This window comes from Rhizobium sp. BK538 (assembly GCF_014197575.1).
Classification (GTDB): domain Bacteria; phylum Pseudomonadota; class Alphaproteobacteria; order Rhizobiales; family Rhizobiaceae; genus Rhizobium.
The window spans coordinates 41,470-65,050 of record NZ_JACIFT010000005.1 but is presented as its reverse complement, the minus strand read 5'-3'; the positions used below and the strand labels follow the sequence as shown (position 1 = coordinate 65,050).

General features: G+C 59.8%; 20 protein-coding genes and 1 tRNA gene. 10 read left to right on the top strand and 11 right to left on the bottom strand.

Translation table 11 applies throughout. The annotated features are described in order from the left end of the window. The first annotated feature begins 144 nt into the window (after nt 1-144). The 3 genes from FHX09_RS07515 to FHX09_RS07505 are packed head-to-tail and all read left to right on the top strand — an operon-like array spanning nt 145 to nt 3,325. Complete coding sequence (locus FHX09_RS07515; RefSeq protein ID WP_132588856.1) at nt 145-1,554, top strand: circularly permuted type 2 ATP-grasp protein; 1,410 nt, start codon at nt 145-147, stop codon at nt 1,552-1,554. Then, a complete protein-coding gene (locus tag FHX09_RS07510) occupies nt 1,554-2,495 on the top strand; it encodes an alpha-E domain-containing protein (protein WP_132588857.1) in 942 nt (313 codons plus the stop codon). Before FHX09_RS07515 ends, FHX09_RS07510 begins: the two co-directional genes overlap by 1 nt. Before the next feature lie 11 nt (nt 2,496-2,506). Further along, complete coding sequence (locus FHX09_RS07505) at nt 2,507-3,325, top strand: transglutaminase family protein (RefSeq protein ID WP_132588858.1); 819 nt, start codon at nt 2,507-2,509, stop codon at nt 3,323-3,325. A gap of 77 nt (nt 3,326-3,402) precedes the next feature. Here the strand turns inward: FHX09_RS07505 and FHX09_RS07500 are convergent, their stop codons facing one another. From FHX09_RS07500 to chvE, 5 genes are all read right to left on the bottom strand, one after another. Beyond that, nucleotides 3,403-4,836, bottom strand: coding sequence for an aldehyde dehydrogenase family protein (locus tag FHX09_RS07500; protein WP_007800264.1), 1,434 nt, complete (start codon nt 4,834-4,836; stop codon nt 3,403-3,405). A 70-nt stretch (nt 4,837-4,906) separates the two neighbouring features. After that, nucleotides 4,907-5,902 (bottom strand): AraD1 family protein, encoded by a 996-nt coding sequence (gene araD1 / locus FHX09_RS07495; RefSeq protein ID WP_184449766.1) that lies wholly within the window; start codon nt 5,900-5,902, stop codon nt 4,907-4,909. A gap of 111 nt (nt 5,903-6,013) precedes the next feature. After that, on the bottom strand, nt 6,014-7,222 hold the full coding sequence (gene mmsB, locus FHX09_RS07490; protein WP_007800267.1) for a multiple monosaccharide ABC transporter permease: 1,209 nt from the start codon (nt 7,220-7,222) through the stop codon (nt 6,014-6,016). Then, complete coding sequence (mmsA, locus tag FHX09_RS07485; RefSeq protein WP_007800268.1) at nt 7,219-8,757, bottom strand: multiple monosaccharide ABC transporter ATP-binding protein; 1,539 nt, start codon at nt 8,755-8,757, stop codon at nt 7,219-7,221. Before mmsA ends, mmsB begins: the two co-directional genes overlap by 4 nt. 99 nt (nt 8,758-8,856) lie before the next feature. Further along, nucleotides 8,857-9,921, bottom strand: a complete 1,065-nt coding sequence (chvE, locus tag FHX09_RS07480) for a multiple monosaccharide ABC transporter substrate-binding protein (protein WP_007800269.1) — start codon at nt 9,919-9,921, stop codon at nt 8,857-8,859. A 274-nt stretch (nt 9,922-10,195) separates the two neighbouring features. Between chvE and FHX09_RS07475 the strand changes: the two genes are divergently transcribed. Both FHX09_RS07475 and FHX09_RS07470 read left to right on the top strand, forming a co-directional pair. Next, nucleotides 10,196-11,203: a LysR family transcriptional regulator gene (locus tag FHX09_RS07475; RefSeq protein ID WP_007800271.1), complete on the top strand. Its 1,008-nt coding sequence runs from the start codon at nt 10,196-10,198 to the stop codon at nt 11,201-11,203. A gap of 55 nt (nt 11,204-11,258) precedes the next feature. Further along, nucleotides 11,259-11,729: a hypothetical protein gene (locus tag FHX09_RS07470; RefSeq protein ID WP_132588859.1), complete on the top strand. Its 471-nt coding sequence runs from the start codon at nt 11,259-11,261 to the stop codon at nt 11,727-11,729. Here FHX09_RS07470 and FHX09_RS07465 read toward each other — a convergent pair whose 3' ends face one another. Continuing rightward, the gene (locus FHX09_RS07465) at nt 11,730-12,020 is read right to left on the bottom strand and encodes a hypothetical protein (RefSeq protein ID WP_184449657.1); all 291 of its coding nucleotides are present in this window, start codon (nt 12,018-12,020) and stop codon (nt 11,730-11,732) included. It abuts the gene before it with no gap. A 151-nt stretch (nt 12,021-12,171) separates the two neighbouring features. Here FHX09_RS07465 and iolG point away from each other — a divergent pair, with 151 nt between their 5' ends. Beyond that, on the top strand, nt 12,172-13,164 hold the full coding sequence (iolG, locus tag FHX09_RS07460; protein ID WP_132588861.1) for an inositol 2-dehydrogenase: 993 nt from the start codon (nt 12,172-12,174) through the stop codon (nt 13,162-13,164). 92 nt (nt 13,165-13,256) lie between these two features. On the opposite strand, the gene FHX09_RS07455 is transcribed toward iolG, so the two are convergent. Continuing rightward, nucleotides 13,257-14,480, bottom strand: a complete 1,224-nt coding sequence (locus FHX09_RS07455; protein WP_183719197.1) for an ROK family transcriptional regulator — start codon at nt 14,478-14,480, stop codon at nt 13,257-13,259. Between the two features lie 226 nt (nt 14,481-14,706). Between FHX09_RS07455 and xylF the strand changes: the two genes are divergently transcribed. From xylF to FHX09_RS07435, 4 genes are all read left to right on the top strand, one after another. After that, on the top strand, nt 14,707-15,747 hold the full coding sequence (xylF, locus tag FHX09_RS07450) for a D-xylose ABC transporter substrate-binding protein (RefSeq protein ID WP_007800280.1): 1,041 nt from the start codon (nt 14,707-14,709) through the stop codon (nt 15,745-15,747). 264 nt (nt 15,748-16,011) lie between these two features. After that, nucleotides 16,012-17,325 (top strand): sugar ABC transporter permease, encoded by a 1,314-nt coding sequence (locus tag FHX09_RS07445; protein WP_132588863.1) that lies wholly within the window; start codon nt 16,012-16,014, stop codon nt 17,323-17,325. A gap of 14 nt (nt 17,326-17,339) precedes the next feature. Next, on the top strand, nt 17,340-18,140 hold the full coding sequence (locus FHX09_RS07440) for an ATP-binding cassette domain-containing protein (protein WP_132588864.1): 801 nt from the start codon (nt 17,340-17,342) through the stop codon (nt 18,138-18,140). A gap of 128 nt (nt 18,141-18,268) precedes the next feature. Then, nucleotides 18,269-18,345: transfer RNA gene (locus FHX09_RS07435), tRNA-Arg, on the top strand. 1,295 nt (nt 18,346-19,640) lie between these two features. Here the strand turns inward: FHX09_RS07435 and FHX09_RS07425 are convergent. The 4 genes from FHX09_RS07425 to FHX09_RS07410 all read right to left on the bottom strand — a co-directional run bounded on the left by FHX09_RS07425 (nt 19,641) and on the right by FHX09_RS07410 (nt 23,544). Further along, nucleotides 19,641-21,224, bottom strand: a complete 1,584-nt coding sequence (locus FHX09_RS07425; protein ID WP_184449655.1) for a Na+/H+ antiporter — start codon at nt 21,222-21,224, stop codon at nt 19,641-19,643. 80 nt (nt 21,225-21,304) lie between these two features. Beyond that, nucleotides 21,305-22,129, bottom strand: coding sequence for an oxidoreductase (locus FHX09_RS07420; protein WP_184449653.1), 825 nt, complete (start codon nt 22,127-22,129; stop codon nt 21,305-21,307). Between the two features lie 14 nt (nt 22,130-22,143). After that, a complete protein-coding gene (locus FHX09_RS07415; RefSeq protein ID WP_184449651.1) occupies nt 22,144-22,647 on the bottom strand; it encodes a nuclear transport factor 2 family protein in 504 nt (167 codons plus the stop codon). 84 nt (nt 22,648-22,731) lie between these two features. Continuing rightward, nucleotides 22,732-23,544 carry an SDR family oxidoreductase gene (locus tag FHX09_RS07410; protein WP_184449650.1) on the bottom strand — a complete coding sequence of 271 codons (813 nt, stop codon included), beginning with the start codon at nt 23,542-23,544 and terminating at the stop codon, nt 22,732-22,734. Nucleotides 23,545-23,581: the final 37 nt, after the last annotated feature.

Here is a 23,581-nt window from a genome sequence, read left to right as displayed (position 1 = left end):
CATGCCAGATTTTGATGAATGCCCAGTTTTTCGGCTCTTTTGGCCATTTGGGAGGATTTTACGAATCTCGCCCTCCAACTGTGCATGGTTCTTGCATTGCTTAGTGCGTTGTATTCAAATGAACAAAAAAGGGGAGCCACACCTTTGGCATTTGATGAAATGATCACCGGGGACGAAAGTCCTCGTCAGCCGTATGAAAAATATTTTGAGTGGTACAATAACCAAGATCGAACGCATCTGATTGCCAAGAGCCGGGACGCCGAAAACATCTTCCGAAAGACCGGCATTACCTTCGCGGTTTACGGACACGCAGACTCTTCCGAAAAGCTCATCCCGTTCGACATCATCCCCCGCATCATTTCCGGCCGCGAATGGCGCAAGCTCGCGCAGGGCATCGAACAGCGGGTGATCGCACTCAACGCTTTTCTCGATGACATCTACCACAAGCAGGAAATCATCCGTGCCGGGCGCATTCCGCGCGAACTGATCGAGAGAAACGACGCCTTCCTGCCCGAGATGATCGGCTTCCGGCCGCCGGGAGGCGTCTACACCCACATCGTCGGCACCGATATCGTGCGCACCGGCGAGAATGAGTTCTATGTGCTGGAGGACAACGCCCGCACGCCGTCCGGTGTCAGCTACATGCTGGAAAACCGGGAAACGATGATGCAGATGTTCCCGGAGCTGTTCCACGCCAATAAGGTCAGGCCGGTCGAGGACTATCCCTACCTGCTGCGCCAGAGCCTGGCGTCGCTTGCGCCTCCGGGCTGCAAGGGCAAGCCGCGCGTCGCCGTGCTCACCCCCGGCATCTACAATTCCGCCTACTACGAGCATTCGTTCCTCGCAGACACGATGGGCGTCGAGCTTGTCGAAGGCTCGGATTTGCGCGTCATCGATGGCAAGGTGAAGATGCGCACGACCCGCGGCTACGAGGCGATCGACGTGCTCTACCGCCGCGTTGACGACGACTTCCTCGATCCCCTCACCTTCCGTCCGGATTCCGCGCTCGGCATCCCGGGAATCATGGATGTCTACCGCTCGGGTAACATCACCATCGCCAATGCGCCGGGAACCGGCATATCGGATGACAAGGCGATCTATTCCTATATGCCCGAGATCGTAGAGTTCTACACCGGGCGCAAGCCGATCCTGGAAAACGTGCCGACCTGGCGCTGTTCCGAGCCGCAAAGCCTCAAATACGTCCTCGAGCATCTCGAAGAGCTCGTCGTCAAGGAGGTACATGGTTCAGGCGGTTATGGCATGCTGGTCGGCCCGACAGCTTCGAAGAAGGAACGCGCCGACTTTGGCGAGAAGTTGACGGCGAAGCCCGCCAACTACATCGCACAGCCGACGCTTTCACTTTCGACCGTGCCGATCCTCGTCAACAAGGGAATTGCGCCGCGCCATGTCGACCTGCGCCCCTATGTTCTCGTCTCCGACAAGGTGCAGATCATCCCCGGCGGCCTGACCCGTGTAGCCCTGAAGCAGGGTTCATTGGTGGTCAATTCCAGCCAGGGCGGCGGCACAAAAGATACCTGGGTATTGGAGGACTGATGCTCGGAAGAACCGCAAACGGACTCTACTGGATGTTCCGTTACATTGAGCGCGCCGAAAACATCGCGCGCCTTATCGACGCCGGCCTGCGCATGTCGCTGACGCGAAGCGGAACCGGGGACGACGATTGGGATGGCGTCCTGCAAAGTGCGGGAGTGCGCGAGACCTTTGACGAAGGCCACAGCAAGCTGACGAGCGCCGATGCGATCGACTACCTGCTGCGCGACCGCTCCAACCCTTCGAGCGTCATGTCCTGCGTCGACTACGGACGGAACAACGCCCGCATGGTGCGCACGGCGCTGACCCGCGAAACCTGGGAAGCGACCAACGAGTTCTGGATCGAGCTCAAGGCTCTGCTTTCCAAGCGGCTGAAAGCGGCGGAACTGCCCGAGGCGATCGATGCCATCAAGCATCGCGCAGGGCTGATCCGTGGAGCCTTCCATGGTTCCATGCTCAGAAACGAACTTTACAACTTCGCACGCATCGGCACCTTCATCGAGCGCGCTGACAATACGAGCCGTATTCTCGACGTGAAGTATTATGTGCTCCTGCCCGCGGTCTCCGCCGTCGGCACGTCGATCGACAACATCCAATGGGAGTCGATCCTGCGTTCCGTCTCCGCCCACCGCTCCTATAGTTGGGCCTATGACGGCGAGTATCGCGCGATGAATATCGCCGACTTCCTGATCCTCAACGGCCAGATGCCGCGCTCGCTCGCCTATTGTTACGAGAAGATCGTCGGCGAACTCGGCTACCTCGCCAAGGATTACGGCGAGCGGCTGCCGGCGCACGACACGGCAGACGCCATCCGGAAGACGCTCCAGACACGCGCCATCAAGGAGATCATGGATCAGGGCCTGCATGAGTTTCTCGAGGATTTCGTCACGCGCAACAACCAGCTCGGCATGGAAATATCCGACGGTTACCGGTTCTATGCATAGGCGGGCACGACATGAAACTTAAGATCAGCCACGTCACCGAATATCACTACGAAGAGCCGTCGGCCTTCTCGCTGCAGCGGCTGCGGCTGACGCCGCCGACCGTGGTCGGACAAACGATCCTCAACTGGTCCCTGCATGTCGAGGGCGCCAAGCCCGAGGTTGAATACGACGATCAGTTCGGCAACCACGTCAACCTCGTCTCGCTGGAAGGTGAGCAGCGGACGACACGCATCGTTGCCGAGGGCGAAGTCGAAACGGAAGATCGAAACGGCGTCCTCGGCCCCCACAGCGGCTTCTGCCCGCTCTGGCTATTCCTGCGCGAGACGCCAAGGACGAAGCCCGGAAAGCTTATCAAGGAGCTGACCAAAGGCGTGAGCGGCGAAAACGAACTTGCTCGCATGCATGCGCTGATGTCCGGGATTCATGAGATGGTAGCCTACCGGCCCGGGACGAGCGATACCGAAACGACAGCGGAGCAGGCGCTGGAGAAGAAAAGCGGCGTCTGCCAGGATCACGCTCATATCTTTGTGGCCGCCGCACGCAGCCTCGGCGTTCCGGCCCGCTACGTCTCCGGTTACTTGATGATGGAAGAGAAGGTTGAGCAGGCAGCGACCCACGCCTGGGGCGAAGCGCACGTCGCGGGCCTTGGTTGGGTCGGCTTCGACCCGGCCAACAATATCTGCCCGGACGCACGCTATGTGCGTGTAGCCTCCGGCCTCTGCTACCGCGATGCCGCCCCCGTTTCAGGCATGCGCATCGGCACGCCGGGCGAAAAGCTCTCGGTCGTCGTCACGGTAGAAGATCAGGGACAGATGCAGAGCCAGAGCTGAGCGGCGGCCTCGGAAGAACTCTGTATCGAGATCTGGCCGAGCCGCCGCAGGGCGGCTCGGATCGTTTTGGGCCGTGGTTAGGCCAGCGTGTAAGCTGTCTTGACGGTCGTGTAGAACTCCGCCGCGTACTTGCCCTGCTCGCGCGGGCCATAGGACGAACCCTTGCGGCCGCCGAAGGGAACGTGGAAGTCGACGCCCGCGGTCGGCAGATTGACCATCACCATGCCGGCTTCGGAGTTACGCTTGAAATGCGTGGCGTGCTTGAGGCTCGTCGTGGCGATGCCGGCTGACAGGCCGAACGGCGTGTCGTTGGCGGTCGCCAGCGCTTCTTCGTAGTCCTTGACGCGGATGACCGATACAACAGGACCGAAGATTTCCTCCCTGCTGATACGCATCTGGTTCGTGGCTTCCGTAAACAGCGTTGGCTGCAGATAGAAGCCGGGCGTCTCGCGGGTGATGAGTTCGCCGCCGAAGGCGAGTTTCGCGCCTTCTTGTCTGCCGATCTCGATATAGTCCGTATCGGTCTTCAACTGTCTTTCATCGACGACCGGCCCGATGTGCGTGCCAGGCTTCAGCGCGTTGTCGACGACGAGCGTCTCCAGCTTTTGCGTCAGCGCGGCAACAAACTTGTCGTGGATGCCTTCGGTGACAATCAAACGCGAAGACGCAGTGCAGCGCTGGCCGGTAGAGAAGAAGCCGGAATTGGCGGCCGCTTCGACGGCGACGGTGAGATCGGCATCGTCGAGGACGACCATCGGGTTCTTGCCGCCCATTTCCAGCTGGAACTTGCGGTTGTGCTCGATCGAGGCTGCCGCGACGCGGCGGCCCGTGCCGGTGGAACCGGTAAACGTGATGCCCGCGACATCAGGACTGTCGAGCATCGCCTGGCCGACAACCGAACCCTTCCCCATGACGAGGTTCAGTACGCCCTTCGGCAGGCCGGCACGGTGCAGGATGTCGACGATTGCCCAGGAGCAGGCCGGAACGAGTTCCGCCGGCTTGAAGACGATCGTGTTGCCATAGCAGAGCGCCGGCGCGATCTTCCAGGCAGGAATCGCGATCGGAAAATTCCAGGGCGTGATGATGCCGATCACGCCGAGCGGGTCGCGGGTGATCTCGACGCCAATGTTGGGGCGAACCGACGGGATGACCTCGCCTGCAAGGCGCAATGCTTCGCCAGCGAAAAATTCAAAAATCTGCGACGCACGAACGGTCTCGCCAATCGCTTCGGGAAGCGTCTTGCCCTCTTCGCGGGCAAGCAGGGCGCCGAGCTCGTCCTTGCGGGCCATGATCTCGTCGCCGGCCTTCTTCAGGATGACGTGGCGCTCCCAGATGCCCGAACGCGACCAGGCAGGAAAGGCTGCCTTGGCGGCGGCAATCGCATTCTTCGTGTCTTCGGCCGTACCGTCCGCATAAAGGCCGACGACCTCGTTGGTGTCCGACGGATTGATGTTCTTGGTCGCGTCCGAGCCGACCCATTCGCCGGCAATGAGGTTCTGATAAATGGTCATGGGCTGATGAGGCCTCCTTCACCGTTCTATAGAAACGGTCCGGCCGCCGAAGCGGCCGGGCCTTGCGAAATCAGAGCTGCTTGACGGCAATCTCTTCTTCGGCGGCAATCTTCAGAGGGTTGCGCAGCGGCAGGCCAAACTCGGCGACTTCGATTTCGAAGACATCGCCCTGTTCCGCCTTGATGCCTTCCGCGAAGGAGAGCGTTGCCGTTCCGAACATGTGGACGTGGACATCGCCGGGCACACGGAACAGGCCGTACTTGAAGTGATGATATTCGAGATTGGCAAAGGTGTGCGACATGTTCGCCTCGCCCGACAGGAAGGGCTTTTCGAAGATCACCTTGTCGCCGCGCTTGATGCGCGAGGTGCCGCGGATGTCTTCCGGCGCCACGCCGATGCGGATTTCCGGACCGAAGCTTGCCGGGCGCAGCTTGGAGTGCGCGAGGTAGAGGTAGTTGATCCGCTCCGTGACGTGATCGGAGAACTCGTTCGACAGCGCAAAACCGATGCGGAACGGAGTACCGTCTTCCGCGATGACATAGACGCCCGCCATTTCAGGCTCTTCGCCGCCATCAAGCGCAAAGGACGGGGAAACGAGCGGCGTGCCGGGGGCCGCCGAACCGTAGCCGTTGCCCTTGTAGAACCACTCGGGCTGGACGCCCTTCTCGCCGGCTTTCGGCTTGCCGTTCTCGAGGCCCATCTTAAACATCTTCATCGAGTCGGTGAGCGTCTCTTCAGCCGCCTCGGAGGTCTTCTTGTGCATGGAGTCGCGCGTGGCGGCCGAGCCCAGGTGGGTGAGGCCCGTGCCCGTCAGGTGCAGGTGCGCCGCATCGGGATGCGTCATCGGCGGCAGGAAGCGGCCCTCGGCATAAGCCTTTTCGAGATCGACCGCATCGCCGTAGCCATGCGCTTCGATCACCGAAACCAGCGACTTGCCGCCGTTTGCGGCTTCCATGGCCAGCGCATAGACGCTGCCGGCATTCTTGACGGCTTTCGCGGTACCGCCCGGCTCGCGCACGGCGACAATGATCTCTCCGTTCGAACCCTTGATCTGCGAAATGAGCACGGTCTTCATCCTTTTTTCGATAGCGCGGAAAATGCTCCGCCAATCCGGCTCTCAAAGGAGCCGGATTGGTAAGTTCACATGACTGCGAATGCGTGCGCAGCGCCGGAGCGCTTAGCCCTTGTTCTTGTTGTAGACGTCGAAGAAGACGGCAGCGAGAAGCACCAGTCCCTTGACCATCTGCTGGAAGTCGATGCCAAGGCCGACGATCGACATGCCGTTGTTCATGACACCCATGATGAAGGCGCCGATGACAGCACCGGTGATCTTGCCAACGCCGCCGGATGCCGAGGCACCGCCGATGAAGCAGGCCGCGATAACGTCAAGCTCGAAGCCGACGCCCGCCTTCGGGGTCGCCGAGTTCAGGCGAGCTGCGATGATCATGCCCGCGAGGCCAGCCAGGACACCCATGTTGACGAAGGTGTAGAAGCTCAGGCGCTCGGTGTTGATACCCGAGAGCTTGGTTGCCTTCTCGTTGCCGCCCATGGCGTAAATGCGGCGACCGATTGTCGTGCGGCGCGTTACGAAGGCGTAGGCCGCGATCAACACGAGCATGACGACGAGAACGTTCGGCAGGCCCTTGTAGCTCGAAAGCTGATAGCCGAGAAACAGGATTGCCAGCGACAGGACGGCGTTCTGCGCGATGAAGAAGCTCGTCGGCTCGACATCGATACCATGGCTCTCGTTGACCTTGCGGCGGCGCCAAGCGAGATAGAAAAGGACAACAGTAATGGCAAGCGTCAAGATCAGGGACGTGGAATGCAGCGGAACACCAGCGACATCGATCATCGTGCCCGGTAGGAAGCCGGTCGAGATGACCTGAAAGTCCTTCGGGAACGGGCCGATGTTCTTGCCGCCGAGCACAAACAACGTGAGGCCACGGAAGACGAGCATACCCGCCAGCGTAACGATGAAGGACGGGATGCGGTGATACGCAATCCAGTAACCTTGGGCAGCACCGATCAGACCGCCGATGATCAAGCACAGGATGCCCGCCACCACAAAATTCATTTGCCAGGTGACGGTCATGATTGCGGCAACAGCACCGACGAAGGCGACGATCGAGCCGACCGAGAGGTCGATGTGACCGGCCACGATGACGAGCAGCATGCCAAGCGCCATAATGACGATGAAGGAGTTCTGCAGAACGAGGTTCGTCAGATTGACCGGCTTGAAGAGAATACCGCCGGTATAAAACTGGAAGAAGACCATGATCGCGACGAGCGCGATAAGCATGCCATATTCGCGGATATTGCCCCTGATATAGTCGGCAACAGATACGACGTTACTTTCCTCGGTGGCTGAAGGGTTGACCGGAGTCATTGTTTCTTCTCCCCTGAGCGCATGATAGCGCGCATGATGGTTTCTTGGCTCGCCTCTCCCTTTGGCAGTTCCGCCACGATACGTCCTTCATTCATGACGTAGATGCGGTCGCACGTGCCAAGCAGTTCCGGCATTTCCGATGAGATCATCAGAACGCCTTTGCCGTCGGCGGCGAGCTGGTTGATGATAGTATAGATTTCGTATTTTGCTCCGACATCGATACCGCGTGTGGGTTCATCGAGGATCAAAACGTCAGGATCGGAGAACAACCACTTCGACAGCACGACCTTCTGCTGATTGCCGCCCGAGAGATTGACCGCTTCCTGGAAGATGCTGGAGCTGCGGATGCGCAGCTTCGAGCGGTAGTCCGATGCGACCTTCGATTCCTTGATACTGTCAATAACCGTGGCGCTCGACACGCCGGCCAGATTGGCGAGCGTCGTGTTGTGAACGATGTTCTCGCCGAGCACGAGCCCGAGATGCTTGCGGTCTTCAGTCACATAGGCAAGACCGGCATCGATCGCCTTGCGAACGGTGCTGACATCCACCGGCTTGCCGTGCATGGACACGTCGCCATGGATCTTGTGTCCGTAGGACTTGCCGAACAGGCTCATCGCAAATTCGGTGCGACCGGCGCCCATCAGGCCCGCGATACCGACCACTTCGCCCTTGCGGACGGTGACGTTGATGTCGTGCAGAACCTGGCGGTCCCGGTGATGCTGGTGATAAGCGTTCCAGTTCTTCACCTCGAGGATCGTCTCGCCGATCGGCACTGAGCGCGGCGGATAACGATCGGCGAGCTCGCGGCCCACCATGTTCTTGATAATGATGTCTTCGCTGATCTCTTCGGTCTGACAGTCGAGCGACTTCACCGTCATGCCGTCGCGCAGAACCGTGATCTGGTCGGCGACCTTGCGCACTTCGTTGAGCTTGTGCGTGATGATGATCGACGTCAGGCCCTGGTTGCGGAACTCGATCAGGAGTTCCAGCAGCGCGTCGGAATCCTTTTCGTTGAGCGAAGCCGTGGGCTCGTCGAGGATCAGCAGCTTTACGCTCTTCGACAACGCCTTGGCGATTTCGACCAGCTGCTGCTTGCCGACGCCGATGTCGGTGACGAGCGTTTCCGGCGACTCCTTGAGGCCGACCTTGCTCAGCAGCTCTTTCGTGCGCTTGAAGGCTTCCTGCCACTTGATGATGCCGTTCTGGGCGACTTCGTTGCCGAGGAAGATATTTTCGGCGATCGACAAGAGCGGCACCAGCGCCAGTTCCTGGTGAATGATGACGATGCCGATTTCTTCGGAGTCCTTGAGTGCCTTGAAATGACGGACGTCGCCTTCGTAGACAATGTCGCCGTCGTAGGTTCCGGCCGGGTAAACGCCGGAGAGAACTTTCATCAGGGTCGACTTTCCGGCCCCGTTTTCACCCACCAATGCGTGGATCTCACCCTGTCGAACCTTGAGGTTCACATTCTCAAGCGCCTTTACGCCTGGGAACGTCTTGGTGATGTTCCGCATTTCGAGGATTGTATTGTCCATGGTCATAATCCAGCGCCAGCAGCCAAAAGGGGCGCGGCGATCATAAAATTGAAGACCGGAACCCGCAAGCAGCGGATTCCGGCCAACTTGGTACAATTATTACTTCAGCTGGTCAGCCTTGTAGTAACCGCCTTCGACGAGGATCTTCTCGTAGTTGGTCTTGTCAACTGCGACCGGGGTCAGCAGGTAGGACGGAACAACCTTGACACCGTTGTCGTAGGTCTTGGTGTCGTTGACTTCAGGCTCCTTGCCTTCCATCAGGGCGTTGACCATGCCGACGGTCACCTTTGCGAGGTCGCGGGTGTCCTTGAAGATCGTGGAGTGCTGCTCGCCAGCGATGATCGACTTGACCGACGGAACTTCAGCGTCCTGGCCGGAAACGACCGGGAGCGGCTGGTCCGGGGTGCCGTAGCCAACGCCCTTCAGCGACGAGATGATGCCGATGGACAGACCGTCGTAAGGCGACAGAACTGCATTGACCTTCGCGTCGGTGTAGTTAGCCGAGAGCAGGTTATCCATGCGAGCCTGGGCCGTTGCCGCATCCCAGCGCAGCGTGCCGACCTTGTCCATGCCGGTCTGGCCGGACTTCACGACGAGCTTGCCGCTGTCGATGTAAGGCTGCAGAACCGACATCGCGCCGTCATAGAAGAAGAAGGCGTTGTTGTCGTCCGGCGAACCACCGAAGAGCTCGATGTTGAACGGACCCTTACCATCCTTAAGGCCGAGGGCATCAACAATGGACGTTGCCTGCAGAACGCCGACCTTGAAGTTGTCGAACGTCGCGTAGTAGTCGACGTTGCCCGAATCGCGGATCAGGCGGTCGTAAGCGATGACCTTGATGCCTGCGTCGTGAGCCTTCTGGAGAACGTCGGAAAGCGTCGTGCCGTCGATAGCGGCGATGACGAGAACCTTAACGCCCTTCGTGACCATGTTCTCAATTTGAGACAGCTGGTTCGGAATGTCGTCGTCTGCGTACTGCAGGTCGGTGCTGTAGCCAGCTTCCTGGAGCTGCTTGACGATGTTGTTACCGTCATCGATCCAGCGAGCGGACGACTTCGTGGGCATTGCAATGCCGACAGTCCCCTTGTCGGCTGCCATAGCCGGCATTACGAACGAAGCGACGCCAAAGGCCGCCGCTGCCATCAACGAGATAATGGATTTCATATCTCTCTCTCCCTTAGTTAATAAACGCACGGACGAAAAATCGCCCGCTCCGAAACTGTGGCAGGTTCCGTCTTGGATAATTACTTCAGATGGTGAGAAACGAAGTAGGTCTCCTCCACGCTCTCACACGTGTTGAGTGCCAACCAGCACACGGCGGCAAACTGGTATGGATTCCTATAACTGTCAAATAGAATAACTGGCAAAGTGCATAACAATTTTGGTATATCGTTAAAAAGTATTACTTTTGATGGAGCGCGGTTGGGAGGCCGCAACCATGGCGTTCATTTCAGACCCGCAGACCGATGCCAATGTGGACATTCATACCGATATTTTCGGTGACGACGCCTTTTTGAGATCGGGGCTTAAACTGAATCACCTGCGGATGATCGTCGCAATCGAAGATAGCGGCCAAATTTCAGCCGCCGCCGAGGTGCTGAACATTTCGCAGCCGGCGGCATCGCGAATCCTGTCGGAAATGGAATCGATCGTTAAGACACCGCTTTATGAGCGAGTGGCGCGCGGCGTCGTACTGACGACCTTCGGACAGGCGCTTGCCAGACGGGCGCGCAAGATCATGCTGGAACTTCGCGAGGCCGGCCGCGAGATTGCCGAACTGAAGACGGGAAAGGGCGGCGCCGTCTTCATCGGCGCGGTTACCGCGCCGGCCATGAGCCTTGTGGTACCGGCGATCAAGCGGGTTAGAACCGCCCTGCCCGGCATAGAGGTGACCATACAGGTCGAAACGAGCAACGTGCTCGCCCGCGAACTGCTGGCCGCCCGGCACGACTTCATTATCAGCCGCATTCCCGACGATCTTAATCCGCGCTTGTTCCAGGTCCAGGAGATCGGCGTGGAGAAGGCTTGCCTGATCGTGCGGGGAGGCCATCCGTTGCTGAAGAAGAAGGTCGCCTCCCTGGAGGACCTCCCACGATATGATTGGGTCTTCCAGCCGGCGGGGACGCTGCTGCGCCGGACGATCGAGGACTTGTTCCTGTCTCGCGGCGTGCCGCTGCCGGAAAATATCGTCAACACCTCGTCGCTACTGCTCACCTGCGCGACGGTTTGCCAGACGGATGCAATCGCTCCGATCGCGCTTGACGTCGCGCAGTTCCTGGCGACCCACAAGTCGAAGGCGTCGGATGTGCGGGTATTGCCGATCGATTTCGAGATCAATGTCAGGCCCTACAGCCTGATCACGGTGAAGGAGCGGGCGCTCCCCCCGAGCGCGCGGCTCCTTTATGACCTAGTACTGGCCGAGAGCAAGAAAGCGGCCGCGGGCTGACAAGCTTTGCACCATTTTGCTCGCATCTAATGCCCGCCGCCAAAGGAGGGCAATCATGCTGTTCAGCCAATCGGTGTTCCAGTCCGTGCTCGACCGCCTGAAGGCGGAGGACGAGACTGTCGAACAGGATGCGCCCGCTTCGGCCCGTGTGAGCGGTCTCAACACTGGACTCGCTTTCAACGTCATGGAAGGGGTCTCGGTATCGTCAGCACGGCCCGACCAGGCGTATTTCGAGACACTGGAATTCATCGCTCCGGAGACGGTGGCCGAGCCCCTGCCGCCTCCTGAACCGGAGCCCGAGCCGGTAATGCCGGATTATCTTGCACGCATCACAGCAGAAGACATCGCCGCCGAATTGGATATTTCAGCGCGCGATACGGTGCAAAGTCTCAGCGTGAAACGGCGCGCCTTTGCCAAGAAGAACCATCCAGATCGCGTTGATCCGCTGTTCCGCGAGAACGCGACGAAGCGGATGACCACAGCCAATCTGCTGATCGACCAGGCACTGCGCCGCATTGCCCGCTGACTAGTCCGCGTCCTTCTTGTTTTCCTTGTTTTCCTTGTTTTCCTTGTTTTCCTTGTCTTCCTCGTCGTCGTCGTTATCGGTCGATGGCGGCGTGGCGTTCTGCGCCGACTGCGGCTTGTAGGTCCAGAACAGCATGTAGACCGCGTAGACACCGGCACCGCCCGACAGGACGGCCCAGAATGGATCGCCGGTAATGATTTCGACCAGCGCCCAGCCGAAGCAAACGGCCACAATCAGGATGCGAACCCAAAGCGGGCGATAGGCCGGATGTTGTGGATCGATCAGTTGCATCTCATTCCCATAGCTGAATTGTCACACGTCTTTAAGGTGGATTTTGAAAATGTGAAAGAGCGCCGGCTTGACGCGGCGGACATAAAATGGAATGAAAATTCCACATTAGATGCAATTCGGTTCATCTGTTCCGAATCCAAGGGAGGTTCTCATGACAGTCAGATTTGGTCTTCTCGGCGCCGGCCGCATCGGCAAGGTTCATGCGAAGGCCGTCAGCGGCGATGCCAACGCCAAGCTCGTTGCCGTCGCCGACGCGTTCCCGCAGGCAGCCGAAGCGATCGCATCCGCCTACGGCTGCGAGGTCCGCACAATCGAGGCGATCGAAGCCGCCAAGGATATCGATGCTGTCGTCATCTGCACCCCTACCGACACCCATGCCGATCTGATCGAGCGCTTCGCGCGCGCCGGCAAGGCCATCTTCTGCGAAAAGCCGATCGATCTCGACGTTGCCCGCGTCAAGGCCTGCATCAAGGTCGTCGACGAGACCAGGGCCAAGCTGATGGTCGGCTTCAACCGCCGTTTCGACCCGCACTTCATGGCCGTTCGCAAGACGATCGATGACGGCCGAATCGGCGACGTCGAAATGGTCACCATCACCTCGCGCGATCCGGGCGCTCCGCCGGTCGATTACATCAAGCGTTCGGGCGGCATCTTCCGCGACATGACGATCCATGACTTCGACATGGCCCGCTTCCTGCTTGGTGAGGAGCCGGTTGCCGTCAGCGCCACTGCCGCGGTCCTCGTCGACAAGGCGATCGGCGAAGCCGGCGACTACGACAGCGTTTCGGTGATCCTGCAGACCAAGTCCGGCAAGCAGGCGATCATCTCCAACTCGCGCCGCGCCACCTATGGCTACGACCAGCGCATCGAAGTGCATGGCTCGAAGGGCATGGTCGCCGCCGAAAACCAGCGCCCGGTGTCGATCGAGGTTGCCAACGGCTTCGGCTACACCCGCCCGCCGCTGCACGACTTCTTCATGACCCGCTACACCGAAGCCTATGCCAACGAGATCGCGAGCTTCATCGCCGCGATCGAGAAGGGCGCGAAGATTACGCCGTCCGGCGCCGATGGCCTCGCTGCTCTGGCACTTGCCGACGCTGCCGTGCAGTCCGTCAAGGAAGGCAAACTCATCAAGATTGGCTGACGGCCCTCTCCCGACCGAAAGCCACCTGTGAAATGGCCGGGTCCCTGCCCGGCCATTTCTCGTTTCATTGCTATGCTGCGCGGGACGCACGGCTAGTCCGATCCCTGAATGCCGGACAGAACCAGCTCCTGATCGATCACTGACAATGCCCTGTCCAGATGCCCCTCGAAGACGAGGATCGATTCGTCAGGTACGACGCGGATCTCCGGCATCCCTTCCATTCGCACGACATGCGCTTGGCCAAGCCCTTCCTCGATCCCTTGTCGCAACAGATCATAGTAGCGCGTTCCCGGACCGGTGATCGCGATCGGCATACGCTCCGTCAGGCTGAGGAGACGCGAAAGCCCGTTTCCGAGTGCGATACCGGCCTGCCTGAACGCAAAAGCGGACATGCGATGCCCCTGGCGCGCTCGCGCGGCGATCTTGTCGAGCTCGGCGACCGGCACGAACTTGGCCGGGATCGTGTCGAGCGGCACTTCGAAGGCCATGCGCAAAATGGCATAGAATCCGGCATAGGCCTCGATGCACCCCCTGCTTCCACAGCGACAAAGGCCTCCGTTTGCCATATGCAGCATATGACCGAAATTCGGCGCCGAGATCTCACGCTCCCCCTGCCCCGTGCGCCGAACGATGCCGAGGCCGATGCTATGTCCGAGCGACAACGCCGCCAGCGAGCGGAATTCCGCTGGCCTGGTATTTTCCTCATGCGCGCCGAGCGCCGCCGCAACCAGCTGCGTCTCGTTGCCGAGAATGATCTTGGCCTGCCAGTCCGGCCGTAATGCCGATTCAAAGTCGATCTGGTTGCTGCCGAAAATCGGAGACCACACCAGCACGGGGTCCGTTGCATGCACGAGACCTTTGCTGCTGATCGATATCAGCAGCACTTTTTCCTGGGAAAGCTTTGAGCGTGAAAGAATGCGTGCAAGCCCCTCCCTGATGGAGGCAATAAACCGCTCGGAACCGGCGGGATCGTGCGACCTTTCCTCGCTGAACCGGTCGATGAGCCTGCCGGCATAGTCGACGAGCGAATACTGGACGCCATCCGATGAAATGATCACGACGACAAGGTAGCCGCAGTCGCGCCGTTGCCGAAACAGCACGCGCGGACGCCCTCTCCCGCTCGTTGCCTGGTGTTCGGATTTCTCGATGATCTGCGCTTTTTCCAGATCGGCGGTGATCGCCGAGATCGTCGCCGAGGAAAGCTTCGTAAATTCGGAAATCTCCGTATGCGCCAACGCGCCATGTCTTCGAAGCGCGGCGAGCACGAGGACGCTATTTCGCTGCCGGACCAATTCCGTGCTCGACTTGGTCAGCATATATGCCGGCCCTCTCCCCCTCGCATTCCGCCCTCGTTCACACAGCATCTCCAGCAGTTTTCCGCAACGGAAACGAAGCTGATAGTGCGGTGTTGACAGTTGAAAAAATCTCTGACACTAAATTTCTCGACTGTCGAGAAAATAATTGGAACTTCTCGTCAGCGAACCGCGGCGGCCGGAGGAACCACTGGCTGGGGCTGGCCGCAACTCACTCGGGAGGATAATTATGAAGTCAATTTTGAAGCTGATGGCCGGGGCGGCCATCCTCGTGTCGGTCCACACTGCCGCCATGGCTGCCGATCTCGTCGTTGGCGTTTCCTGGTCGAACTTCCAGGAAGAGCGCTGGAAGACGGACGAAGCTGCCATCAAGAAGGCACTGGAAGCCAAGGGCGCCAAGTACATCTCCGCCGACGCCCAGTCGTCTGCCGCAAAGCAGCTGACCGACGTTGAATCGCTGATTTCGCAGGGCGCGAATGCACTCATCATCCTCGCTCAGGATAGCGACGCCATCGGCCCGGCCATCGAAAAGGCCGCCGCTGAAGGCATCCCGGTCGTCGGTTACGACCGTCTGATCGAAAATCCGGCTGCCTTCTACATCACCTTCGACAACAAGGAAGTTGGTCGTCTGCAGGCTGAAGGCGTGTTCAAGGTGAAGCCGGAAGGCAACTATGTCTTCATCAAGGGCTCTTCGTCCGACCCGAACGCGGACTTCCTGTTCTCGGGCCAGATGGAAGTGCTGAAGGCCGCCGTGGATGCCGGCAAGATCAAGAACGTTGGCGAAGCCTATACCGACGGCTGGCTGCCAGAGAACGCACAGCGCAACATGGAGCAGTTCCTGACGGCGAACAACAACAAGGTTGATGCCGTTGTTGCTTCGAACGACGGCACCGCCGGTGGCGCCATCGCAGCCCTCGACGCGCAGGGCCTCGCCGGCTCCGTACCGGTTTCCGGTCAGGACGCCGACAAAGCCGCTCTCAATCGCGTTGCGCTCGGCACACAGACGGTCTCCGTCTGGAAAGACTCACGCGAACTCGGCAAGCGCGCCGCCGAAGTCGCGCTCGACCTCGCTGCCGGCAAGAAGATGAACGAGATCGAAGGCGTTCAGACCTTCAAGGGTGGCGCCAAGGGCGTTCCGATGGAGTCGGTCTTCCTGAAGCCGCTTCCGATCACCAAGGACAACCTGAACGTCGTCATCGATGCCGGCTGGATCTCCAAGGCTGAAGCTTGCCAAGGCGTCAAGGCCGGCAGCGTCAAGGCTTGCGACTAATCGACGGCCGCAAGGCATAGATTGCCGGCGCCGCAACGGCTGAAACCGTTGCGGCGCCGGATGCGGATTGGAACCGTCGGTCGATGGTCTATCCGCCTCACCCAACCATCGCGGCCTTGATTCCCTGCCGGTTTCATGTCGCGGGACAGAGCGACCGAAATTCGGAAGCACGGCGATGGTCAGTACAAGAACGGGGCGACGCCGCCGGCATCGACGTGATGCGAAGCGGATCAAACGTCCAAACAGTGGGGGAACGGCAAACCCATGGCCGAAATGGTAAAATCCACAACTTCAAGCGGACCGAGCATGGCTGAGGGCAACCTCGTCAGCCGCTTCTTCCGCGCGACCGAAATCGACACGCGCCTCCTCGGTATGATCGGTGCGCTGCTTATCATCTGGATCGGCTTTCACATCATCACCGGCGGGCTGTTTCTGACGCCGAGAAACCTGTGGAACCTTTCGGTTCAGACAACCGACATCGCGATCATGACGACCGGGATGGTTCTCATTATCGTGACGCGCAATATCGACCTCTCGGTCGGCTCCGTGCTTGGCCTCTGCGCCATGATCATGGGCGTCACGCAGGCGAAAATCCTGCCCGAATTCATCGGCTTCGATAGCCCTTTCACCTGGATCGTCACGCTGATCGTCGGCCTCATCGCCGGCGCACTGATCGGTACCTTCCAGGGCCTCATCATCGCCTTCCTGAACGTTCCCTCCTTCATCGTGACGCTCGGCGGTCTGCTCGTCTGGCGCGGCGCCACCTGGCTCGTCACCAGCGGCCAGACGGTTGCCCCGATGGACCAGACCTTTCGCATCATGGGCGGCGGTGCCGAAGGCTCGATCGGCGCTACCTGGAGCTGGATCGTTGGCGTGCTCGCCTGCCTTTTCGTCATCGGCAGCATCCTGAACTCGCGCCGCCAGCGCAAACGCTTCGGCTTCCCGCGGCGCCCGGTCTGGGCCGAGTACTTCCTGTCGGCGCTCTCCTGCGTGTTGATCCTCGGCGCCGTCTGGATCGCCAACAGCTATTACTGGCCGATCAATATCGCCAAGAGGTACGCCGAGGCGAACAACATTCCGTGGCCCGAAACCGGCCTAGATATCCCCTACGGCATTGCCGTGCCGGTTCTGATCGCAATCATCGTCGGCATCATCATGACCTTCATCGCCACCCGCCTGCGCTTTGGCCGTTACGTCTTCGCGATCGGCGGAAATCCTGAGGCGGCAGAACTTGCCGGTATCAAGACCCGCTGGGTCACTGTCCGCATCTTCGCGCTGATGGGCATGCTCGCCGCCGTCGCGGCAGCGATTTCGACCGCCCGCCTCAACGCCGCCACCAATGCCCAAGGTACGTTGGACGAACTGTATACGATCGCCGCAGCCGTCATCGGCGGCACGTCACTGGCCGGCGGTACCGGCACGATCGCCGGCGCTATGCTCGGCGCACTGGTGATGCAGTCGCTGCAGTCAGGGATGGTACTTGCCCATGTCGACACGCCGCTGCAGAGCGTCGTCGTCGGTGCGGTGCTGGTCGTCGCCGTCTGGCTCGACACTGTCTATCGTTCACGTGCCAAGTAAGAGGAGTCCTAGATATGACTGATCAACGCACTCCCCAGAGCCAGAACGCTCCTCTTGTGGAACTCAAGAACATCTCGATCTCCTTCGGCGGTATCCACGCCGTGGACAACGCTTCCGTCGATCTCTACCCCGGCGAAGTCGTCGCGCTTCTCGGCCATAACGGCGCCGGCAAGTCGACGCTGATCAAGATCCTCTCGGGCGCCTACAAGCGCGACAGCGGCGAGATCCTGATCAACGGCGAGCCGGCCGACATCCGCAATCCGCGCGATGCGAAGAAGTACGGCATCGAGACGATCTACCAGACGCTCGCCGTCGCCGATAACGTCGACGCCGCCGCCAACCTCTATCTCGGCCGCGAGCTGCGTACCCCCTGGGGCACGCTGGACGACGTCGCCATGGAAGCCTCCGCGCGCGAGGTGATGGGGCGTCTCAACCCCAATTTCCGTCGCTTCAAGGAGCCCGTGAAGGCGCTCTCCGGCGGCCAGCGGCAATCGGTGGCGATCGCTCGCGCTATCCTCTTTAACGCCCGCATCCTGATCATGGACGAGCCGACGGCCGCCCTTGGTCCCCAGGAAACGGCGCAGGTCGGCGAGCTGATCAAGCAGCTGAAAAAGGAAGGCATCGGCATCTTCCTGATCAGCCACGACATCCACGACGTCTTCGATCTCGCCGACCGCGTCTCGGTGATGAAGAACGGCCAGGTCGTCGGCCACGCCCGCACCGAGGACGTCACCAAGGACGAAGTGCTCGGCATGATCATCCTCGGCAAGGTGCCGCCGAAGGCCATCCCTGGCCCTGGCGCCATGCAGGTCTGACCCCGGACGTGAGATATAAAAGTCCGCCGCCCGCAAGAACGGCGGACTTTTCATTTTGTAGATTGAAGCCAGCGAGAAGCTAGGCTAAGAACCACGCATCGGACAGGCGATTCAAACGCCTCAGGCATGCACCCGTAGCTCAGCTGGATAGAGTGTTGGATTCCGATTCCAAAGGTCACAGGTTCGAATCCTGTCGGGTGCGCCACCAATTGACGAGTCTGTGTCGCCACATAAGCGCGAACTGACGCCACTGCTTCGCGGACTCTCGACACCATAAGTGCGAACTGGACCGGCCTGAAGGGCCGTCTTCGGCTTATTTCGACATTTCCCATCCTGGTGTAGCGACCGCGGAGGGACGCGTAGGTCGGCCTACCTGTTGTTGCGATAGTTCGATCGGCAGCGAAGCGCGGTGAGCGCCACCGTGATCCAGCGGCCTCTCCTCCGATCGTTCCGACCAGCTTTGTCTCATCTGAGCTTGGGTTCTGGCAATCGAGTGGCCTACCGAGTTCTTCCCCACTGCCGCCCTCTTTACAATTGTTGACACGTAACGACGTTCCCCAGGTTGACCGCGAAAAGAGGCTTCAAACGGCCATTCGCCAGTTATCCTCAACAACCAGTTAACAGGTCGAAAAACCCCTTCGTACGCGGAAAATGGCATTGTATTGAGCTCAAACTCGCCGCTTTTCGATCCCGTTACGAAATACAGCACGTGTATATGGATCGCCTCGTTACAGTTCAATTTAATTGAAAATTCGCTCATCGGGACAAGTACTCGGATATACAGTGATTAATACTAGGCAGCGATTTCGCGAACAGGATTCACCGTCATATCCTTCGGCAGCTGCAACCGGGTTCCGCGCTTGAGACCAGGAGTCGTGGTTCGACATCACTCAGCATGAATCCTTGGGGACAAGAACCACTTGGTCAGGATCCCACGCCATGTCCTTCAGGGCGCAGCTTTGGTTTTCCGCATGCATTGGCGATTTTCGTGCAACTTCACGACCACGGATCATGGGTTAGTAAGTCAACTCATGATAGAATTACTCAGTGATTCTCATTCCCGGATTTTTTTACAGAGACGGTTGTGACGAAGTATTCGATCAAGCCGAACAGACTGCTCAAACACGTTCTGAAGATCGATATTCCGTTCAACAACAATAGTTACTGTGCAGGGTTCGAATTCTCGGCGTGGCGTTGCGATGCTCTAGCGAGACACCTGATCGAATGGATTCTCGACTACGCCCTTAAGGAGGACGAGCTCGATGTCAATCATTCGAACTCATACGTCAAGATGCAGCAGGCGGCGGTCAGGTCTATACGAGCGACAACTACAAGCGCCGGGGAGAGGTTGGCGAAATTTTGCTGCATGCGGTCTGCCGCGACTTCTTCGGCACGATCCCCATTGCACCGCGCGTCTTCTACCTGACATCGTCGAACGATGTCGTGAAGTCGTTTGACATGGCGCACTGTGCGGTATCTCGGCGAACGCAAGTTCGAACATTATGCCTTCGCGGAGATCGCACTCAATTCTTCAAGATCCAGATCACGCTCCAGTTCGCGGAGGGTTTCGTCATCGATTTGTCCCGAACGATGCAGTCGGATCAGTTCCGTCCGGCCGACGGCAACCGCCTCTAGGACGACGTCGAAATGGGCGTGAAGCATCGGCATGTAATCCACGGTCCGCTCCGCGTAATCCACGATGGCCGTCGCCCGATGCTCGTACCTCTTCAGCAGTTGGGGATGGATGAGGTTCCCCTCGATGTCGTAAGCGAGATCTCTCACCTTCGTGAACTGGACTTGTGCCATCGCCGCCTCGGCCTGGCTCATCGTCATCGGCGCGCGCTCGGCTTCCGCCTCTCCCAAGCCAGCCCAGGAAATCACCGCACCTAGCGTCGTCCCCTGCACGAGCACCGTCCCCATGATCACGGCAAAGGAAATGACGAGGATGAAATCCCGCCCGGGAAACCCTTCGGGCAAGCTCAAGGCAAGCGCGAGGGTGACCACACCGCGGACGCCTGCCCAGCTCAACACCGTCGCCGCCCCCGCCCCCATCGGAACCGATCGAGCGAGTCCTACCCCGTTTGCAAGCCTGATCGCCAGATCGGAGCCGAAGACCCAGACGAAGCGAGCCGCAACGAGGGCGGCAAGGATCACAAGCGCCGGAAACGCCATGGTTTCGACCAGCACCCCGAAGCCGCCGCCGCGCTCGACGACATCGCGCAGCGATAGGCCAATCAGGATGAACACCATCGCCTCCATCAGGAAGACGAGCACTGTCCAGAATGACGTGCCGCGCATGCGCGTCCCGGCCGACATCACGGTGTGCTGGTGCCAGGAGGCGATCAGACCCGCTGTGACGGTGGCGATCACACCCGACACATGGAGTTGCTCTCCCAGAAGGTATGCGATCCAGCAGAGCAACGTGGTCGCAGCGATCATGAGGTAGTCGTCGCGCAGTCTCCGGATGAGCCTGACCCACGCGAAACCGAGCACGACCCCCACCGCCGCCCCGCCGGCGGCAAGCACAAGGAACGTCCCAACTGCACTGACCGTACTGAACGCGCCAGTCGCTGCCGCTGCAACGGCGAAGCGAAAAAGGACCAACCCGCTCGCGTCATTCAGCAGGCTCTCGCCCTCCAGAAGGATCTGAAGACGTCGTGGCAGGCGAACCCGCTCGAGTACCGCTCGGGCGGACACCGCGTCCGGCGGCGATACGATCGCTCCCAGCGCCGCGCAGGCAGCCCAAGGCAACGAAGGCATCAGCAGATGAGCGACAACAGCAACGACGATCGTGGTGAAGAGCACGGCGCCAACTGCCAGCGAGGCAATGCCGAACATGTGGCGCTTCAGCCTGTCGACGGCGATGGACCAAGCCCCGTCGAACAGAAGCGGCGGCAGGAAGATGACGAGAACAAGCTCCGGATCCACCGTTACCACTGGCAGCCCGGGGACGAAGGCCAAAGCAGCACCGCCCGTAAGCAGTGCGACCGTCGGAGGCAGTCCCAGCCGATGGGCCAGATAGTGGAGCGCGATGATCGCGAGAAACATCGCGATCACGAGTTCAAAGAGGTGGATGCCGTCCATATGTCTCCCCGTGGCCAACGTGGCCTATCAAAGAACGGCTCCGCCTAGAACGCAACCAGAGGCGACGAGATGCATCCTCATCAAAAGTCAGTGGAGACCGATACCTCTCGCCACTGCCTGATGATGTCGGCATCGCCGAGATGCTTCGCCTCGATCGCCGCAACGGTGTCGCTGCCGAACGGCATGCGAACGGGAGGCTGGGCGATGTCGGCGAATGCCACGACCTGCTGCGCGAACTTTTCCGGGTCTCCGGGCTGGTTGTGGTTCAGCGAGGACGCGCGCTCGCGAACCGCGCCGGCGGTAGCATCATAGTCGCGGATCCTGTTGCCGCTCGATGATAACGAGCTGGGGTCGAGGAAGTCCGTCCGGAAGTAGCCGGGTTCGATCACGGTAACGTGGATTCCAAGCGGTTCCAGTTCCGCATGAAGCGCCTCGGATAATCCTTCGACTGCGAACTTCGTGGAACAGTAGACACCGAATCCTGCGCCAGCGCGGTAGCCGCCGATCGATGAGATGTTGAGGATGCGACCCGACCTCTGCGCCCGCATCTGCGGGAGGACGGCACGCGTCACCGTCAGCAGACCGAAGACGTTCGTCCGATAGAGACGTTCGACTTCCTCTCCGGTGGCTTCCTCGACCGCACCGACAAGGCCGAAACCTGCGTTGTTGAGGAGCACGTCGATTGTGCCGAAGCGCTCGACTGCCTGTCGGGCAGCGTCACGCGCCTGCTCCTCGTTCGTCACATCGAGTGCGGCCGCGAGCAGGTTGCCTCGCTCTCCGAGCTTCTCCGTGACCGATCCTGCACTGCGGGCAGTCGCGACCACGTTGTCGCCGCGTTCGAAAGCAAGCTGCGCGATGCGGGCGCCGAATCCGCGCGATGCTCCGGTTATGAACCATGTCTTCATTTCGGTCTCCTTTCCTATTCAGAGGCGGCGGGCAGCGCCCAGAGCTTGTCGAAGGCAATGCTGTCGAAGAAAGCCGACGCTTTGACGATTTTGCCGCCATCGAGATCAAGGAACCACGCGTAGGTGTTCTTGTATGGCTGGCCGTCCTTCGCCGTTCCGGCGACATCGAAGAACACTATCACCGTGTCGCCGTCGGCGTACATGTTCCGGATCGTCGGCTTGAGACCGACACTCATGCGGGCGTTGAAGGGCTTGATCACCTCGTTGATGAAGGCATCCCGACTGCCATAGGATTTGGACGCGGCCGAATTGCCCGTGATTGTCCACGTGACGTTGTCTGCCAGAAGGTCGTACGGGCTTCCGGTGCCCGCAGCCCAAGCGTCGAAGGCTTTCTGGACCGTTGCCTTGTTCGCTGCCTCGTCGGCAGCGACTGCGGCTCCTGTCGCGATGAAGATTGAAATGAAGGCCGCACACGCGGTGCCCCGCAGAGTTGCCACCAATAGCTTGTTTTTGCTCATGTCAGAGTCGCCTTGGAACGAGTTGGATTGCCCCCGCAGCTCCCCGACGGGGTAGGTGAGCGGCAGGGGCAACGCCGCGAAGTCCTAGATCTGGGCCTCCCAGGCTTTGAGCTGGTGATCCTTCAGCATGTCCTCGATGACCTTCGGGCATACGTTGCGGAACTTGCCGGTATCCGCCGGAACGATCTCGATCATGCGATCGATCATCTCCTTCGGGTCCAGCCTGCCTTCCGGGGTTGCGAAGAAGTCGTCGAAGCCCTTGCGCAGGTCGGCACGCTTGGTGAAGTTCTTGCTGTCGTCCATCCAGCGGAACGGATTGTCGGCCATGGTCTCGTTGTAGCCCGTATAGTAGGCGCCGGGATTGATGGTCTGGATCTTGATCCCGTAGGCGGCGAGTTCCTGCTGCAGAGCCTCAGCAATGGATTCCAGCGCGTGCTTCGTGGAGACGTAGGTGCCCCAGTTCGCCGGCGTGAACAGGCCGCCCATCGAGGAGGTGAAGACCACCTTCTTGCCGTGATGCTTGCCCTCGCGGATCCAGCGCTGGACGACACCTTGCGTGAGCGTCAGCGGAAGGAAGACATTCGTTTCGAAGTTGCGACGGACGATGTCTACGGGGATTTCCCAGACCGGACCCGGCTCGCCCTGTCCGGCATTGTTCCAGAGGACGTCGAAGTCCCATCCCTGGGCTTGCTTGATGTCATAAGGATCCGTGAGGTCGAGACGCTCGACGCGAATTCGGTCGGCCAGACCGAGCGCCTCCACCTCGTTGCGCAGTGCGGTGACCATCGGCGAAACCTGGCAGGTGGCGATGATGTTGTGGCCGTTCTTGGCCATGCCGATGGCGGCGCCCTTGCCAAAGCCCGAACCTGCACCGGTGATGAGAATTGTTTTGGACATGGAAGTTCCTTTCGACTGGTTGGTAGTTGCCCTTGAG

What these genes read in the sequence shown, in the direction of transcription:
- FHX09_RS07510 (WP_132588857.1), top strand. Translation starts at nt 1,554, where the DNA reads ATGCTCGGAAGAACCGCAAACGGACTCTACTGGATGTTCCGTTACATT.
- FHX09_RS07505 (WP_132588858.1), top strand. Translation starts at nt 2,507, where the DNA reads ATGAAACTTAAGATCAGCCACGTCACCGAATATCACTACGAAGAGCCG.
- FHX09_RS07500 (WP_007800264.1), bottom strand. Translation starts at nt 4,836, where the DNA reads ATGACCATTTATCAGAACCTCATTGCCGGCGAATGGGTCGGCTCGGAC.
- mmsB (WP_007800267.1), bottom strand. Translation starts at nt 7,222, where the DNA reads ATGACTCCGGTCAACCCTTCAGCCACCGAGGAAAGTAACGTCGTATCT.
- mmsA (WP_007800268.1), bottom strand. Translation starts at nt 8,757, where the DNA reads ATGGACAATACAATCCTCGAAATGCGGAACATCACCAAGACGTTCCCA.
- chvE (WP_007800269.1), bottom strand. Translation starts at nt 9,921, where the DNA reads ATGAAATCCATTATCTCGTTGATGGCAGCGGCGGCCTTTGGCGTCGCT.
- FHX09_RS07475 (WP_007800271.1), top strand. Translation starts at nt 10,196, where the DNA reads ATGGCGTTCATTTCAGACCCGCAGACCGATGCCAATGTGGACATTCAT.
- FHX09_RS07470 (WP_132588859.1), top strand. Translation starts at nt 11,259, where the DNA reads ATGCTGTTCAGCCAATCGGTGTTCCAGTCCGTGCTCGACCGCCTGAAG.
- FHX09_RS07465 (WP_184449657.1), bottom strand. Translation starts at nt 12,020, where the DNA reads ATGCAACTGATCGATCCACAACATCCGGCCTATCGCCCGCTTTGGGTT.
- iolG (WP_132588861.1), top strand. Translation starts at nt 12,172, where the DNA reads ATGACAGTCAGATTTGGTCTTCTCGGCGCCGGCCGCATCGGCAAGGTT.
- FHX09_RS07455 (WP_183719197.1), bottom strand. Translation starts at nt 14,480, where the DNA reads ATGCTGACCAAGTCGAGCACGGAATTGGTCCGGCAGCGAAATAGCGTC.
- xylF (WP_007800280.1), top strand. Translation starts at nt 14,707, where the DNA reads ATGAAGTCAATTTTGAAGCTGATGGCCGGGGCGGCCATCCTCGTGTCG.
- FHX09_RS07445 (WP_132588863.1), top strand. Translation starts at nt 16,012, where the DNA reads ATGGCCGAAATGGTAAAATCCACAACTTCAAGCGGACCGAGCATGGCT.
- FHX09_RS07440 (WP_132588864.1), top strand. Translation starts at nt 17,340, where the DNA reads ATGACTGATCAACGCACTCCCCAGAGCCAGAACGCTCCTCTTGTGGAA.
- FHX09_RS07425 (WP_184449655.1), bottom strand. Translation starts at nt 21,224, where the DNA reads ATGGACGGCATCCACCTCTTTGAACTCGTGATCGCGATGTTTCTCGCG.
- FHX09_RS07420 (WP_184449653.1), bottom strand. Translation starts at nt 22,129, where the DNA reads ATGAAGACATGGTTCATAACCGGAGCATCGCGCGGATTCGGCGCCCGC.
- FHX09_RS07415 (WP_184449651.1), bottom strand. Translation starts at nt 22,647, where the DNA reads ATGAGCAAAAACAAGCTATTGGTGGCAACTCTGCGGGGCACCGCGTGT.
- FHX09_RS07410 (WP_184449650.1), bottom strand. Translation starts at nt 23,544, where the DNA reads ATGTCCAAAACAATTCTCATCACCGGTGCAGGTTCGGGCTTTGGCAAG.